Source organism: Nocardia sp. NPDC056064, assembly GCF_042266925.1.
Taxonomy (GTDB): domain Bacteria; phylum Actinomycetota; class Actinomycetes; order Mycobacteriales; family Mycobacteriaceae; genus Nocardia.
In genome coordinates, this window is sequence record NZ_JBHJWO010000001.1 from 425,967 (window position 1) to 438,829 (window position 12,863).

13 protein-coding genes are annotated in these 12,863 nt (G+C 70.9%); 3 read left to right on the forward strand and 10 right to left on the reverse strand.

Going from position 1 to position 12,863, the window contains the following annotated elements; genetic code table 11:
- Nucleotides 1-130: 130 nt before the first annotated feature.
- The 7 genes from ACFC06_RS02060 to ACFC06_RS02090 form a co-directional block, all read right to left on the reverse strand.
- Complete coding sequence (locus ACFC06_RS02060) at nucleotides 131-2,860, reverse strand: fumarate reductase/succinate dehydrogenase flavoprotein subunit (RefSeq protein WP_375926811.1); 2,730 nt, start codon at nucleotides 2,858-2,860, stop codon at nucleotides 131-133.
- On the reverse strand, nucleotides 2,857-3,597 hold the full coding sequence (locus tag ACFC06_RS02065) for an ABC transporter ATP-binding protein (RefSeq protein ID WP_375926814.1): 741 nt from the start codon (nucleotides 3,595-3,597) through the stop codon (nucleotides 2,857-2,859). Before ACFC06_RS02065 ends, ACFC06_RS02060 begins: the two co-directional genes overlap by 4 nt.
- Nucleotides 3,594-4,538, reverse strand: a complete 945-nt coding sequence (locus ACFC06_RS02070; RefSeq protein ID WP_375926817.1) for an ABC transporter permease — start codon at nucleotides 4,536-4,538, stop codon at nucleotides 3,594-3,596. Before ACFC06_RS02070 ends, ACFC06_RS02065 begins: the two co-directional genes overlap by 4 nt.
- A complete protein-coding gene (locus tag ACFC06_RS02075; RefSeq protein ID WP_375926820.1) occupies nucleotides 4,535-5,959 on the reverse strand; it encodes an ABC transporter substrate-binding protein in 1,425 nt (474 codons plus the stop codon). Before ACFC06_RS02075 ends, ACFC06_RS02070 begins: the two co-directional genes overlap by 4 nt.
- 20 nt (nucleotides 5,960-5,979) lie before the next feature.
- Nucleotides 5,980-6,207 (reverse strand): ferredoxin family protein, encoded by a 228-nt coding sequence (locus ACFC06_RS02080; protein ID WP_278262063.1) that lies wholly within the window; start codon nucleotides 6,205-6,207, stop codon nucleotides 5,980-5,982.
- On the reverse strand, nucleotides 6,208-6,975 hold the full coding sequence (locus ACFC06_RS02085) for a GntR family transcriptional regulator (protein WP_375926824.1): 768 nt from the start codon (nucleotides 6,973-6,975) through the stop codon (nucleotides 6,208-6,210).
- Nucleotides 6,976-7,170: 195 nt separating this feature from the next.
- Nucleotides 7,171-7,845: a PaaI family thioesterase gene (locus ACFC06_RS02090; RefSeq protein ID WP_375926827.1), complete on the reverse strand. Its 675-nt coding sequence runs from the start codon at nucleotides 7,843-7,845 to the stop codon at nucleotides 7,171-7,173.
- Nucleotides 7,846-7,923: 78 nt separating this feature from the next.
- Here ACFC06_RS02090 and ACFC06_RS02095 point away from each other — a divergent pair, with 78 nt between their 5' ends.
- On the forward strand, nucleotides 7,924-8,577 hold the full coding sequence (locus ACFC06_RS02095) for an HAD family hydrolase (RefSeq protein ID WP_375926830.1): 654 nt from the start codon (nucleotides 7,924-7,926) through the stop codon (nucleotides 8,575-8,577).
- Between the two features lie 59 nt (nucleotides 8,578-8,636).
- On the forward strand, nucleotides 8,637-9,131 hold the full coding sequence (locus tag ACFC06_RS02100) for a hypothetical protein (RefSeq protein WP_375926833.1): 495 nt from the start codon (nucleotides 8,637-8,639) through the stop codon (nucleotides 9,129-9,131).
- 6 nt (nucleotides 9,132-9,137) lie between these two features.
- Here the strand turns inward: ACFC06_RS02100 and ACFC06_RS02105 are convergent, their stop codons facing one another.
- From ACFC06_RS02105 to ACFC06_RS02115, 3 genes are all read right to left on the reverse strand, one after another.
- Nucleotides 9,138-9,419: a hypothetical protein gene (locus tag ACFC06_RS02105; protein WP_375926836.1), complete on the reverse strand. Its 282-nt coding sequence runs from the start codon at nucleotides 9,417-9,419 to the stop codon at nucleotides 9,138-9,140.
- Between the two features lie 63 nt (nucleotides 9,420-9,482).
- Nucleotides 9,483-10,268, reverse strand: coding sequence for an ABC transporter ATP-binding protein (locus ACFC06_RS02110; RefSeq protein WP_375926839.1), 786 nt, complete (start codon nucleotides 10,266-10,268; stop codon nucleotides 9,483-9,485).
- The gene (locus ACFC06_RS02115) at nucleotides 10,265-10,936 is read right to left on the reverse strand and encodes a FadR/GntR family transcriptional regulator (RefSeq protein ID WP_375926842.1); all 672 of its coding nucleotides are present in this window, start codon (nucleotides 10,934-10,936) and stop codon (nucleotides 10,265-10,267) included. Before ACFC06_RS02115 ends, ACFC06_RS02110 begins: the two co-directional genes overlap by 4 nt.
- A gap of 257 nt (nucleotides 10,937-11,193) precedes the next feature.
- On the opposite strand from ACFC06_RS02115, the gene ACFC06_RS02120 reads away from it, so the two are divergent.
- Nucleotides 11,194-12,849 (forward strand): 2-isopropylmalate synthase, encoded by a 1,656-nt coding sequence (locus tag ACFC06_RS02120; RefSeq protein ID WP_375935142.1) that lies wholly within the window; start codon nucleotides 11,194-11,196, stop codon nucleotides 12,847-12,849.
- The last annotated feature ends 14 nt before the right edge of the window (nucleotides 12,850-12,863 follow it).

The window sequence follows — 12,863 nt, forward strand, 5'->3', positions numbered from 1 at the left end:
GCCCTGGCCTGCGCAGACGATGGGTTCAGCCGGTCGGTACCCGTGCCGGGGCACCGGTGCTGCCCGGCGCGCTCCGCCCGGCGGAGCGGGGATCGTGCGGTGGTGCGGCACGACCCCCGCCCGGCGGTGCTCACGCGGAGGCTTCCGCGGTGATCCTGGCGGGGTCGACCGGGGTCCGCCCCGCCGCGACCACGGCCCGGCGGGCGTAGGCGCGCACATCGGCGTCCGGGTCGGCGACCGCGGTTTCCAGCGCGTCCACCGCGGCATCGTCACCCGGCCAGGTGGCCAGGGCGAGCACGGCGGCCTTGCGGACATCGAGGTGCCGGTCGGCGAGCGCGTCGGTCAGCGGCGCGACGGCCGCCTCCGGCGCGGCACCCGCCAGCCCCCGCGCCGCACCGACCCGCACCTGCCACGCGGAATGCCGCAGTGCCGCGGCGATGTCCACGACATCCCCGGCGCCGGGGCGCAATGCCGCGTAGGCGGTCAGCGCGGCGGCGCGCACCAGCGGATCGGGATCACCGGCGAGCACCCGGACCACCTCGATCCCCCCGGTCCCGATGGAGGCCAGGCCCTGGGCCACGGCGATCCGCACTTCCCGGTTGACGTCCGCGGCGATCGAGGCCACCGCGTCGGCGTCGTCGAGCGACACCAGCGCGCGGACCGCCTCGATCCGCACCCGATGGTCGGAATCGCTCAGCGCCGCACGGAATTCGGTGGCCGAACCGGCACGCAGCGCCCGCAGCAGGTCGACGACGGTCGCCCGGACCAGCGGATCGGGCGAGCCGAGATGGCCGGCCAGCGCACCCGCGCCCGGCAGCACCTCCACCAGCTCCCGCAGGCTCTCGGTGGCGGCCCGCCGCACCGAGGCGGCCTCGTCACCGAGCGCGCGCACCAGCTCGTCGGCGAACCCGTCGGGGGTGTTCTCGGTGAGCACCGACAGCGCCGCCACCCGCACGACCGGATCGGGATCGGTCAGATAGCTCGAAACATCGTCGACCGCAGGTGAATCCAGCGCCAGCAGCGTGACGAGACGTGGTGAGGACGGCGTGGTCGCCACCGGCTGGCTGCGCGCCGGCGCGTCGTGCTGGGGCGCCCGGGTGCCGACCAGCTCCGGCTGGGCGATCACCTCCACGATGGGCTCGGCCGAGGGCACATCGTCCAGACCCGGCACCGGCACCAGATACGGCGCCACCGACCGCTTCACGAACTCCATCTCACCGTCGGCGGTCTTGCGCAGATTCAGGTGGAAGTTCCACGAGGCGTCGTCGCGATCGGGCAGGTCGGCCCGGTCGTGGTAGAGGCCCCAGCGCGATTCGGTGCGGGTCAGCGAGCTGCGCGCCGCCATCTCGGCGCAGTCGCGGATGAACGACACCTCCGCCGCCCGCATCAGCTCGTGCGGCGTGCGCGCCCCGATGCCCTCGACCTCCCCGCGCATCCGCTCGAAGGTCTCCACCGCGATCGACAGCTTGGCGGCGGTCTTGGGCGGCGCCACATAGTCGTTGACGAAACGGCGCAGCTTGTATTCCACCTGCGGCTGGGGCGGGCCCTCGGGCTGGCGCAGCGGCCGGTAGATCAGTTCGTGCGCGTCGGCCAGCTGGTCCTCGGGCAGCTCGGTGGGCGCGGTGAGGTCCGCGAGGGTCGAGGCCGCGTGGGCACCGGCCAGATCGCCGTAGACGAACGCGCCGATCATGTAGTTGTGCGGTACGCACGCCAGGTCACCGGCCGCGTAGAGCCCGGGCACCGTGGTGCGCGCGTTGTCGTCCACCCACACCCCGGACGCGGAATGCCCACTGCACAAGCCGATCTCGGAGATGTGCATCTCGATGTCGTGGGTGCGGTAGTCGTGGCCGCGATTGGCGTGGAAGGTGCCGCGGGTGGGCCGCTCGGTGGTGTGCAGGATCGATTCGAGCGTGGACAGCGTCTCGTCCGGCAGATGCGAGACCTTCAGGTAGATGGGCCCGCGAGCGGATTCGATCTCCTGCTTCACCTCGGCCATCATCTGCCCCGACCAGTAGTCGGAATCGACGAACCGCTCGCCCTCGGCATTGACCTGGTAGCCGCCGAACGGATTGGCGACATAGGCGCAGGCGGGACCGTTGTAGTCCTTGATCAGCGGATTGATCTGGAAGCACTCGATCCCGGACAGTTCCGCACCGGCGTGATACGCCATCGCGTACCCGTCCCCGGCATTGGTCGGGTTCTCGTAGGTGCCGTACAGATAGCCCGAGGCGGGCAGGCCGAGGCGGCCGCACGGACCGGTCGCCAGGATCACCGCCTTGGCGCCCACGGCGACGAACTCGCCGGTGCGGGTGTTGAGGGCGGCGGCACCCACCGCGCGCCCGTTCTCGGTGAGCACCCGCACCGGCATCAGCCGGTTCTCGATCTGGATCCGCTCGCGCATCTTCCGCTGGCGCAGCACGCGATACAGCGCCTTCTTCACGTCCTTGCCCTCGGGCATCGGCAGCACGTATGAACCCGACCGGTGCACCCGGCGCACCGCGTACTCGCCGTACTCGTCCTTCTCGAACTTCACGCCGTAGCGCTCGAGCCGCTGCACCATCGCGAAACCGCGGGTCGCGGTCTGATACACCGTGCGCTGGTCGACGATGCCGTCGTTGGCGCGGGTGATCTCGGCGACGTAGTCCTCCGGTTCGGCCTTGCCCGGGATGACGGCGTTGTTGACCCCGTCCATTCCCATGGCCAGCGCGCCGGAATGGCGCACATGAGCCTTCTCCAGCAGCAGCACGTTCGCGCCGGACTCGGCGGCGGTGAGCGCGGCCATGGTGCCCGCGGTGCCGCCGCCGATGACGAGCACATCGCAGTCCAGCCGGACGCGTTCGGACAGCTCGGGAATGTTCACAGTAGCTCCAGGATCCGGTCGCGCAGCTCGCTGCGGTCCACCGCGGAACGCGGCTCGGGCACCTCGACGACCGCGCGCAGCGACCCCGCGCCGAGCACGGCGATCCGGTCGCCGAGCAGCAGGGCCTCGTCGAGGTCGTGGGTGACGAAAACGATGGTGGTGGGATGGGCGCGCCAGGTGTCGACCAGCAGGCGCTGCATCTCGGTGCGGGTCTGGCTGTCGAGCGCGCCGAACGGCTCGTCCATGAGCACCGCCCGCGGCGACCCGGCCAGACTGCGCGCCAGCTGTACCCGCTGCCGCATCCCGCCGGACAGGTCGCGCGGCAGATAGTCGGCGTAGCCGGTGAGCCCGACCTCGTCGAGCCAGCGCCGCGACCGGGTGGCCCGCTCGGCCCGGGGGACACCCCGAAGCCGCAGGGCCAGTTCGACATTGGCGCGCGCGGTGCGCCACGGCAGCAGCGCGTCGTCCTGGAAGACCAGGGCGCGATCGGCCGAGGGTCCGGTGACGGTGTCGTCGTCGGCGCGGATGACGCCGCCGGTGGGCAGGCGCAATCCGGCCAGGGCGCGCAGCAGCGTCGACTTGCCGCAGCCGGATTTGCCGACCAGCACCAGGATCTCGCCGGCGGCGACCGCCAGATCGATGTCGTGCACGACGGTCTTGGCGCCGTAGCTGATCCGGACCGATTCCAGGTCCAGCCGCATCCCGGTGGAGACGGTGGGGGCGAGGGTGGTGGTCATGACGCGACCTCTCTCGGCAGCCAGCGGGTGACCCGGCGGCCTGCCAGTTCGACGATGCCGGAGGTGAGGAAGCCGAGGACGCCGATGGTGATCATGCCGACGAACACGGCCGGGTAGTCCACGATCGTGTAGGACTGCCAGGTGCGATAGCCGATGCCGAGGCGCCCGGAGATCATCTCCGCGGAGATGAGGCAGATCCAGGCCACGCCCATGCCCACCGACAGGCCGCTGAACACGCCCGGCAGGATGCCGGGCACGACCACCCGGGTCAGCACTTCGCGCCGGGAGGCGCCGAGCGTGCGCACCGCGTCCTCCCAGATGGTCGGCAGGGCGCGGGTGGCGTGCCGGGTGCTCACCAGCACCGGGAACAGCGAGGCGGTGAAGGTGATGAACACGATGCCGGACTCGTCGCTGGGGAACAACAGGATGGCCACCGGCACCAGCGCGATCGCCGGGATCGGGCGGATGAGCTCGGCCAGCGGGCCGAACACATCGGCCAGCAGCCGCGAGCGACCCAGGCCGATTCCGGCCAGCACACCGACCACGGCCGCCAGCCCGAACCCGGTGACGATGCGCACCAGCGACTGCGCCACATCCAGGTAGTACTGGCCGGTGCCCAGGTGCTCACCGAACTCGGCGACGATCTCGGTCACCGTCGGCAAGGTGTCGAACCGCAGCCCGAAGCGCACGTCACCGGCGGTGAGCGCCTGCCACAGCCCGACGGCCACCACCACCGAGGTGATCCGGATGACCCGGGACACCCACACCGACCTGCCCGGCGCGGCGGGGGTCTCCGGCTCGGCCGCCACGCCGTCGTCTTCGACCGGTGCCGCGTCCACGCGATCGCTACCCGTGCCCGCGATCGAGGTCTCCTGCGCCGCAACGGTATCGGCGGTGGACTCCGCCGTGGCCGGGGTGCGCTGGTCGGATACCGCGCTCATCCGCGGACCTCCGTCACGGCCTGGCGGTAGGTCACCGGAGTCGCCCCGGCGTGCGCGGCACGGTAGCGGTCGGCGGCGGCCTGCGTGGTGAACGGCAGGTAGCGCTCGCCGTCGCGCAGCCAGACCGCCTTGTCGGCGAACCAGCGGGTGCCCAGCTCGGCGTCGGGCAGGTAGACCGCGCGCACGGTCTTGCCCGCCGCTTCGGCGGCCCGCACCGCGCGCAGCAGGCAGGCGGGGTTCGCCGCGGGCTGCGGCTTGTCGGCGCCGTCCACCCACACCTCACCGGCCAGCGCCGGATCGGTGACCGGCACCCCGCACACAGGGTCGGTCCCGGTGACCTTGCTCGGGTTGGTTCCCGAGGCCAGATCGGCGTCGTAATCGCCGCGGCCCGTGTAGGCCTCGCGCAGCGGACCGTCCTGGACGAAGCCGTCGATGTCGAGTTCGGCGAAGTCGCCGATGGACTTCAGATAGTTGACGTCGTCCTTGAACGCGGCGATCAGGCTCGGCTTGAGCGTGGTGTCGAAGCTGGTGCCGCCGGGACCGTTGTAGAGGTACACCACCTCCTGCGGCAGCCCCGAGCCCTTCGCGACGATATCGGCCGCCTCGAACGGCTTCTCGTTGAGGAACGCGGTCGCGTCGAGCTGCGCGGCCAGGAACGCCTGGAGCACCTCGGGATGATCGGCGGCGTAGGCGCGGCGGGCGACCACGCCGTGGAAGGTCGGCACGTTCAGCTCGGCGCCGTCGTAGAGCAGCTTGGCCTTGTTCTGCTGCACCAGCAGACCCGGCCAGGCCACGAACTGCGAGAGCGCGCCCACCTGATGCGATTCCAGCGCTGTCGCGCCGACCTGGGGCTGCTGGTTGAGGACCTCCACCCCCTTGGCCGGATCGATCCCGGCGCGGGTCAGCGCCTGCACCAGGGTGCCGTGCCCGGCCGAACCCACGCTGGCCGAGATCTTCTGGCCGGCCAGATCGGACAGCGAGCGGGCGGGCGAATCATTGGGCACCACCACCATGTTCAGCGCGCCCTTGGGGTTGTAGCCGGTGATCGACACCAGCTCGGTGCGGGCGCGCTCGTTGGCCTGGGTGCGCGACCCGTTGATCAGCAGCGGGTAGTCGCCCATCGAACCGATGTCGATCTTCTCCGCCACCATCTGCGCGGTGATCGGCGCGCCGGTGTCGTAGTCCTGCCACTCCACCTGGTACTTCGCGCCGCCCGCGTCGGTGAGCTGCTGCAACCGCTGTTCCAGATAGCCCTGGGCGCGCAGCAGCGTGCCCGCGGTGACGGTGTTGATGGTCTTGGACTGATAGCCGACGACGACCTTCACGGTGCCCTCGGGCGCGGCATCGCCGCTCTCGAGGGAGCAGCCCGCGGCGGCGAGCGCCACGGCCAGCGCGACGGGGACGAGACGAGTGAGCTTCATGCGAGGATTCCCGGTGTGGTTCAGCGGAGCAGATAGGGCATGTTGACGGTGACGGCACCGGTGGGGCAGCGCGCCGCGCACGGCCCGCAGTACCAGCACTCGTCGACGTGCATGTAGGCCTTGCCCGAATCCTCGTGGATGGCAAGGGAATCGAGCGGGCACATGTCCACGCACAGGGTGCAGCCGGTGATGCACAGCGATTCGTCGACCGTCACCGGGACGTCGGCGCGCTGGGGGACCAGAGCCATCTAGAGGACCTTCCATTCGGGGGCGCTGCGGGTGAGGCTGCCGCGCATGGTGATGCGGTCACCGCGCAGGCGGATGTACTCGAGGTCGACGGGTCTGCCGTCGTCGAGGTGGGTCAGGCGCTCGAGCATGAGCAGCGGCGCGCCGGCCGGGGTGTCGAGGGTGGTGGCGGTGTGCGGGTCGGCGGCCACCGCTTCCAGTGCGAGCTCGGCCGCGCCGAGCGACTGCCCGGTGACCTGTTCGAGCAGCACGAAGACGTCGGTGGTCTCGAGATCGTGGGCGAGCACCTCGGCGCCGATATCGGGGGCGAGGTAGGTCAGGTCCAGGCTCAGCGGCAGGTCGGCCAGGAACCGCAGCCGCTCGATGTAGACCACGCGCTCACCGGGCGCCAGCTCGAGGCGGCGCGCGACGGCCGGGGGAGCCGTGACGGTGGTGGCGGCCCGCACTTCGTTGCGGACGGTGCCGTGTTCCTTGAGGGTCTCCTGCAGGCCCAGCAGGGCGTCGAGACCGTGATCGAATTTGCGCGCGGCCACCCGGGTGCCGACCTTGGGCGCGCGATCGATGAGTCCCTCGTCGCGCAACAGCGCCAGGGCCTCGCGCACGGTGTTGCGGGAGGTGCCGTGCTCGGCGGCGAGCTGCTGCTCACCGGGCAGGGTGCCCTCCACCGCGCCCGCCAGGATCTGGTGGCGCAGGATGTCGGCCACCCGGCGCGCCCGATCGGCACGCTGGCCACGGATCGGTGTGGCTGCCGTTTTCTCGCTGACCTGCATGAACAGCGACGATAGTGGCCATTTCGGGACCGGCATCCCGGCGCGAGCGAGGGCCGGAATCAGCGGATGTTTCTACGCCGGGCGGCCCGGCGGACGACCTGCGTGGATGCGGTCGCGCGCGGCTATTGCGCCACCCCGGCCGGTGCGGGCGACATTAGGATCAGGCCGATCGAATTGTCGCCCGCACGGGTTTTCTCAGGGCTGGCCGGGCTGCAACATGATGAACAGGCCGTGCGCCTCGGCGCAGAGCCGCTCGCCGTCGTGCAGGGTCGCGCGCAGATACACCTTGCGGCCTTCCACACGCTCGGTCCAGCCGCGCACGGTCAGTTCCTTGTTCAGCGGCGTGATCGAGCGGTAGTCCACGGTCAGCGAGGCGGTGCGGGTCACCGCGTGGGTGTGCACGGCCGCGGTCATGCCGAGGACGTCGTCGAAGGCCAGCGCGATGTGCCCGCCGTGCGCGGCGTTGTTGCCGCCCAGGTGGAAGGTGCGGAAGGTCAGTGTCACCGTGACGCCGTCGGCATCGGCGCTGTTCACGGTGTACGGCGGCAGGGTGATGTTGCCGCGCGCGGGCAGATCCGTGCGGGTCCAGCTGGGCGAGGACCACTCGTCCACGACCGCCGCGTCCAGGCGGGCGTTGAGCTGCTCGAGCGTGGCGATGGCCTCTTTGGCCAGCTCGTCGGACGGACTGATCAGGCGGATGCGGTCCATGAGGTCGCGGGCCTGCTCGACCAGTTCGCCGTAGTGCGGGCCGCCGACGGTCAGGTCCAGCCCGCGCTCCTTGCGCTGCTGGATCAGGTCGGCCACCGGCCGGAACCCGCCCTCGTGGTGCTCGGCGTCCGGCAGCGCGTTGGCAGCCTGTGTATCGTCCATATGCAACACGTTATCGCTTAGGCTGGTCCCTATCACCGAGCAGGTCCGCACGTACGGCAACGGCGAAAGGCTGAGCGCATGGGTATCGCGGCGGTTGTGTTCGACATGGACGGGGTGCTCATCGATTCCGAGCCGGTCTGGGAGCAGGTCCGGCGCGAGTACGTCGAGCTCAAAGGTGGCCGGTGGCAACCGGATTCGCAACGCAGGATGATGGGCATGAGTACCACCGAGTGGGCTGCCTACATGAGTGACGACCTGGGCGTGGCCATGCCGCTCGAGGACATCTCCACCAAGGTGGTCGACCTGATGGCCGACCGCTACGCCCACCACGTCCCGCTGCTGCCCGGCGCCGTCGAGGCCGTGCAGCGCTGTGCCGGGCAGTGGAAACTCGGCCTGGCCAGCTCCTCGCCGCGTTCGCTGATCGACCTGGTGCTCGCGAAAACCGGCCTGCTGGAGCATTTCTCGGCGATCCTGTCGACCGAGGAGGTGGGTCGCGGCAAGCCCGCCCCGGACGTGTATCTCACCATCGCCCAGCGCCTCGGCGCCGACCCCGACACCTGTACGGCCGTCGAGGACTCCACCAACGGCCTGCGCTCCGCCCACACCGCGGGTCTGCGGGTGATCGCGGTGCCCCGCCCGGAGTTCCCGCCCGAACACGACGCGCTGGCCGAGGCCGACGTGGTTCTCGACAACCTCGACCAGCTCACCCCCGAGGTCGTCACCGGCGCCTGACCGTCGCGCCCGCGGCGGATCGGTGTGCCCGTGCGGCCGGTATCCGGCAGACTGGCCCGATGGCTGCTGAGCAGGTGGACCGGCCCGAGGTCATCGTGCGCGTCGGTGACGGTGCCGACGTGCCCCGCGTCGTCGACCCGTTCGCGCCCGGCGCCGGACCGGCCGATCCGGCGCCGGACCACCCGTTCCTGCTGCTCGCCCGCTCGGACACCGAGCGCATCCAGGCCCGCTACCTCGACGACGGTACCTACGAGGTGGAGCACACCGAGGGCGCCGAGCAGCGGCAGCTGTTCACCACCGACGCCCTGCTCGTGCGCGACATCGTCTGGTCGTGGATCCAGCGGGACCGCTGGTGGCGCGACACCGTCGCCTGGACCACCGTCGATCCCAGCCTCGGCGAACTCGACGCCCTGCGCGCCGAGCTGACCGAGATGCTCGACGGCCTCTCCGTCATGGACTCGGTCACCGGGGAACTCGACCGCGCCTTGGCCAGGGCCGACGAACTGCTCGGCGCCGACTTCGACTTCGGCGACGAGCGGTTCGAGCTGGGCTGACGGGGGTCAGCCGGGCAGCGGGGCGGCGACGTCCTCGACGCCCTCGCACCAGTCGTCGAAGGCGTCGAACTCGGCCTCGGCCCAGGTCGGGACGGAATCCTCGACAGCGTTCTCGATCGGGTCCCAGTAGCGATCGCAGCCCGCGGGGGCGGGTGGCCAGGACTCGATGAACTCCACCAGCGGTGACGACGGCGGTTCCGGTTCCTGAGCGGCCGCGAGACCCGTGGTCGCCAGGGTGAGCGCGGCGGCCACGCCCGCGGTGGCGGCGATCCGGTGAACGATTCGCATGACATCCTCCTGCTCGATCCGAACATGTGATGTCCTGCGATCCTAACGCTCCCGGCGCGGGCGTCAGCGGGCTCGCGCGCTCCAGCGGCCCTCGTCCCGGCGCACCTCGATGGGGTGGTCGAAGGCCGTGGAGACGTGTTCCGTGGTGATCACGTTCCCCGCCGGACCAGCGGCGACCGTGTGGCCGCCCGCGATGAGCAGGGCGTGGGTGGTGCTGCTGGGCAGCTCCTCGAGATGGTGGGTCACCAGGATCGAGGCCACCTCGGGATGGGTGCGGTCGAGGGTGTCGACGGTGCTGAGCAGCTGTTCGCGCGCGGCCAGGTCGAGACCGGTGGACGGCTCGTCGAGCAGCAGCACCTTCGGGTCGCTGATCAGGGCGCGGGCGATGAGCGCCCGGCCGCGTTCGCCCTGCGACAGGGTCGGCCACCGATCCCCGGCCTTGCCGGACAGGCCGAGGGCGTCGATGAGCGCGTCGGTGCGCGCGAGATCATCGGGCGTGGGTGTCCAGCGCATCGGGAGGTCGTTGGTGCCGGTGATGCCGGTGAGGACGACCTCGCGCACCGACAGCGGATGCTGCAGGGCGTGGCGCGGGTTCACGTGCCCGATCGAGCGGCGCAGCCGGGCCAGCTCCACCCGCCCGAACTGCTCACCGAGCACCCGCACCACGCCGGTGGTCGGGAAGGTGACCGCGCCGCAGAAACCGAGCAGCGTGCTCTTGCCCGCGCCGTTGGGGCCGAGCAGCGCCCAGTGTTCGCCGGCCCGCACGGTCAGCGAGATGCCGTCGATGATCTTCTTGCCGTCGCGGCGGAAGGTCACCTCGTCGAGTTCGATCACCGGGACGCCGGTCATGCGAAAGCCTCCTTCAGGGCGGACAGGTGGGCGCGGCTGAATTCGGCTGCCGCCGTGGGATTCCGGTCGGCGACGGCCTGGGCGAGCTGTTCGTGCGCGGCGTGGTCGGCGTCCTCGGAGGCGACCGGGCGCAGGGCGAGCATGTCGATCATGGCCAGGCGCAGCCGCGGCAGGAAACTGTCGAACAGCTGGGTCAGCACGGGGTTGTGCGCGGCGACGATCACCGCCCGGTGGAAGGCCATGTCGGCGTCGACGTGTTCGGCCACCGTCTGTCCCTCGGCGCGGCGACCGGCCAGGGCCCGGCGGATGGCCCGCACGTCGGCCGGGGTGCGGCGCTGCGCGGCCAGGGCGGCGGCCTCGGCCTCGATGGCGATGCGTGCCTCGATCACGGCGGCGACGGTCGCCCCACGCAGTACGACGTCCCAGTCCTCGGTCACGTCGAGCGCGGTGACGAACACGCCCGCGCCCTGCCTGCTGTCGAGCACGCCCTTGCCCGCGAGCTCCCGGATCGCCTCGCGCAGTGTCGAGCGGCCGACGCCAAGCTGGGCGGCGAGCAGCGTCTCGCCGGGCAATCGATGACCCAGCGGCCATTCGCCCGCGCGGATCCGCGCGAGCAGGAGTTCGGCCGCCTGAGCGGCCAGCGGCTGACGCCGTACCTGCGAAACCACCCGAAAACCTCTCTACTTGTCTGAGGAGTTGTGGTAGAAGTGTACCCATCATGACCGTGTTGCTGCTCCTCGGCCGCCACGGCGGGGCCTGACCGACCGGCCGCCCCGCCGTGGGGCTTCGTCGTGGCCGGTCGCCGTCGTCTCGTGGCCCGTCGCGGCCAGGAAGCAGAGCACCTGTCATGAGTACCTTCCCCACCCTCTCGACCCCCGTGGGCGCCGTGGGCCCGCACGCCTGGAATCGCCAGCGCGGCTCGGCCATGCCCTCGCATCGCTACCGCGACATCCATCGGCGCGTGGAAGTTCCCGCCGGACAACGGGACTGGCCCGCCGCCCGGATCACCGAGGCACCGCTGTGGGTGCCCGTCGACCTGCGCGACGGCAATCAGGCCCTGGCCGAACCGATGGACCCGGTCCGCAAACGCCGCTTCTTCGAACTGCTGGTCGCCATGGGCTACAAGGAGATCGAGGTCGGCTATCCCTCGGCCTCGCAGACCGATTTCGACTTCGTGCGCCTGCTGGCCGACACCGATATCGCGCCGCCGGACGTCACCATCGTCGTGTTCACCCCGGCCCGCAGGGATCTCATCGAACGCACCGTGGAATCGGTGCGGGGCATCACCAACGAGGTGGTGATCCACCTCTACACCGCCACCGCGCCGGTCTGGCGCGAGGTCGTCCTGGGCAAGGACCGCGCCCAGCTGCGCGAGCTGATCCTCGCCGGAGCCCGGGACGTGCTGGACCTGGCCGGTGGGTGGCCGAATGTGCGCTTCCAGTTCTCGCCGGAGGTCTTCAACCTGACCGAACCCGACTTCGCGCTGGAGATCTGCGACGCCGTCACCGCGCTGTGGGAGGCGCGCCCGCAACGCCCTGTGACGCTGAACCTGCCCGCCACCGTGGAGGCCGCGACGCCCAATGTGTACGCCGACCAGATCGAATACATGCACCGGAATCTGACCCGGCGCGACGGCGTGATCCTGTCGGTGCATCCGCACAACGACCGGGGGACCGGCATCGCGTGTGCCGAACTGGCCGTGCTGGCGGGCGCGCAGCGGGTGGAGGGCTGTGTGTTCGGCAACGGCGAACGCACCGGCAATGTCGACATCGCCACCCTCGCGCTGAACCTGCACGCGCAGGGCGTGGACCCGATGATCGACTTCTCCGATATCGACGAGATCCGCCGCACCGTCGAATACTGCACCCGCCTGCCCGTGCACGAACGCCACCCGTACGTGGGCGATCTCGTGCACACCGCGTTCTCCGGCACCCACCAGGACGCGATCCGCAAGGGCATGGCCGAGCACCGTGCCCGCGCCGCCGCGGCGAACCTGTCCGAGCGTGAAGTGCCGTGGCAGGTCCCGTATCTGCCGATCGACCCCGCCGACATCGGCCGCTCCTACGACGCGGTCATCCGGGTCAATTCGCAGTCCGGCAAGGGCGGCATCGCCTACCTGCTGCACACCGGCTACGGCCTGGAACTGCCGCGTCGCCTGCAGATCGATCTCGCCCGGCGCGTCCAGACCCACACCGACGACACCGGCGCCGAGATCACCGCGAAGGAGCTGTACACCCTCTTCGAGGAGTCCTACACGGCACGCGATCCTCGCATCACCCTGCGGCAATGGCGGATCACCGGCGACAGCACCGAGATCACCCTCGACGTGGACGGCGGCGAACAGCGGTCCGTCCACCACGGCATCGGCCCGGTCGAAGCCCTCACCGCCGCACTCACGGCAGCGGGTCGTCCCGTCGAGATCCTGGGCCTGACCCAGCACTCCCTCGAGGAAGGCGCCGCCGCAGCGGCTGCGAGCTACCTCGAATACCGCACGCCCACCCGCTCCGGCTGGGCGTTCGGCCGGGACATCTCGGTGGTGGCCGCCTCCCTGGCGGCGGTGATGAACGCCGTCAACGCCTAGTGGGCAGTCCGGGG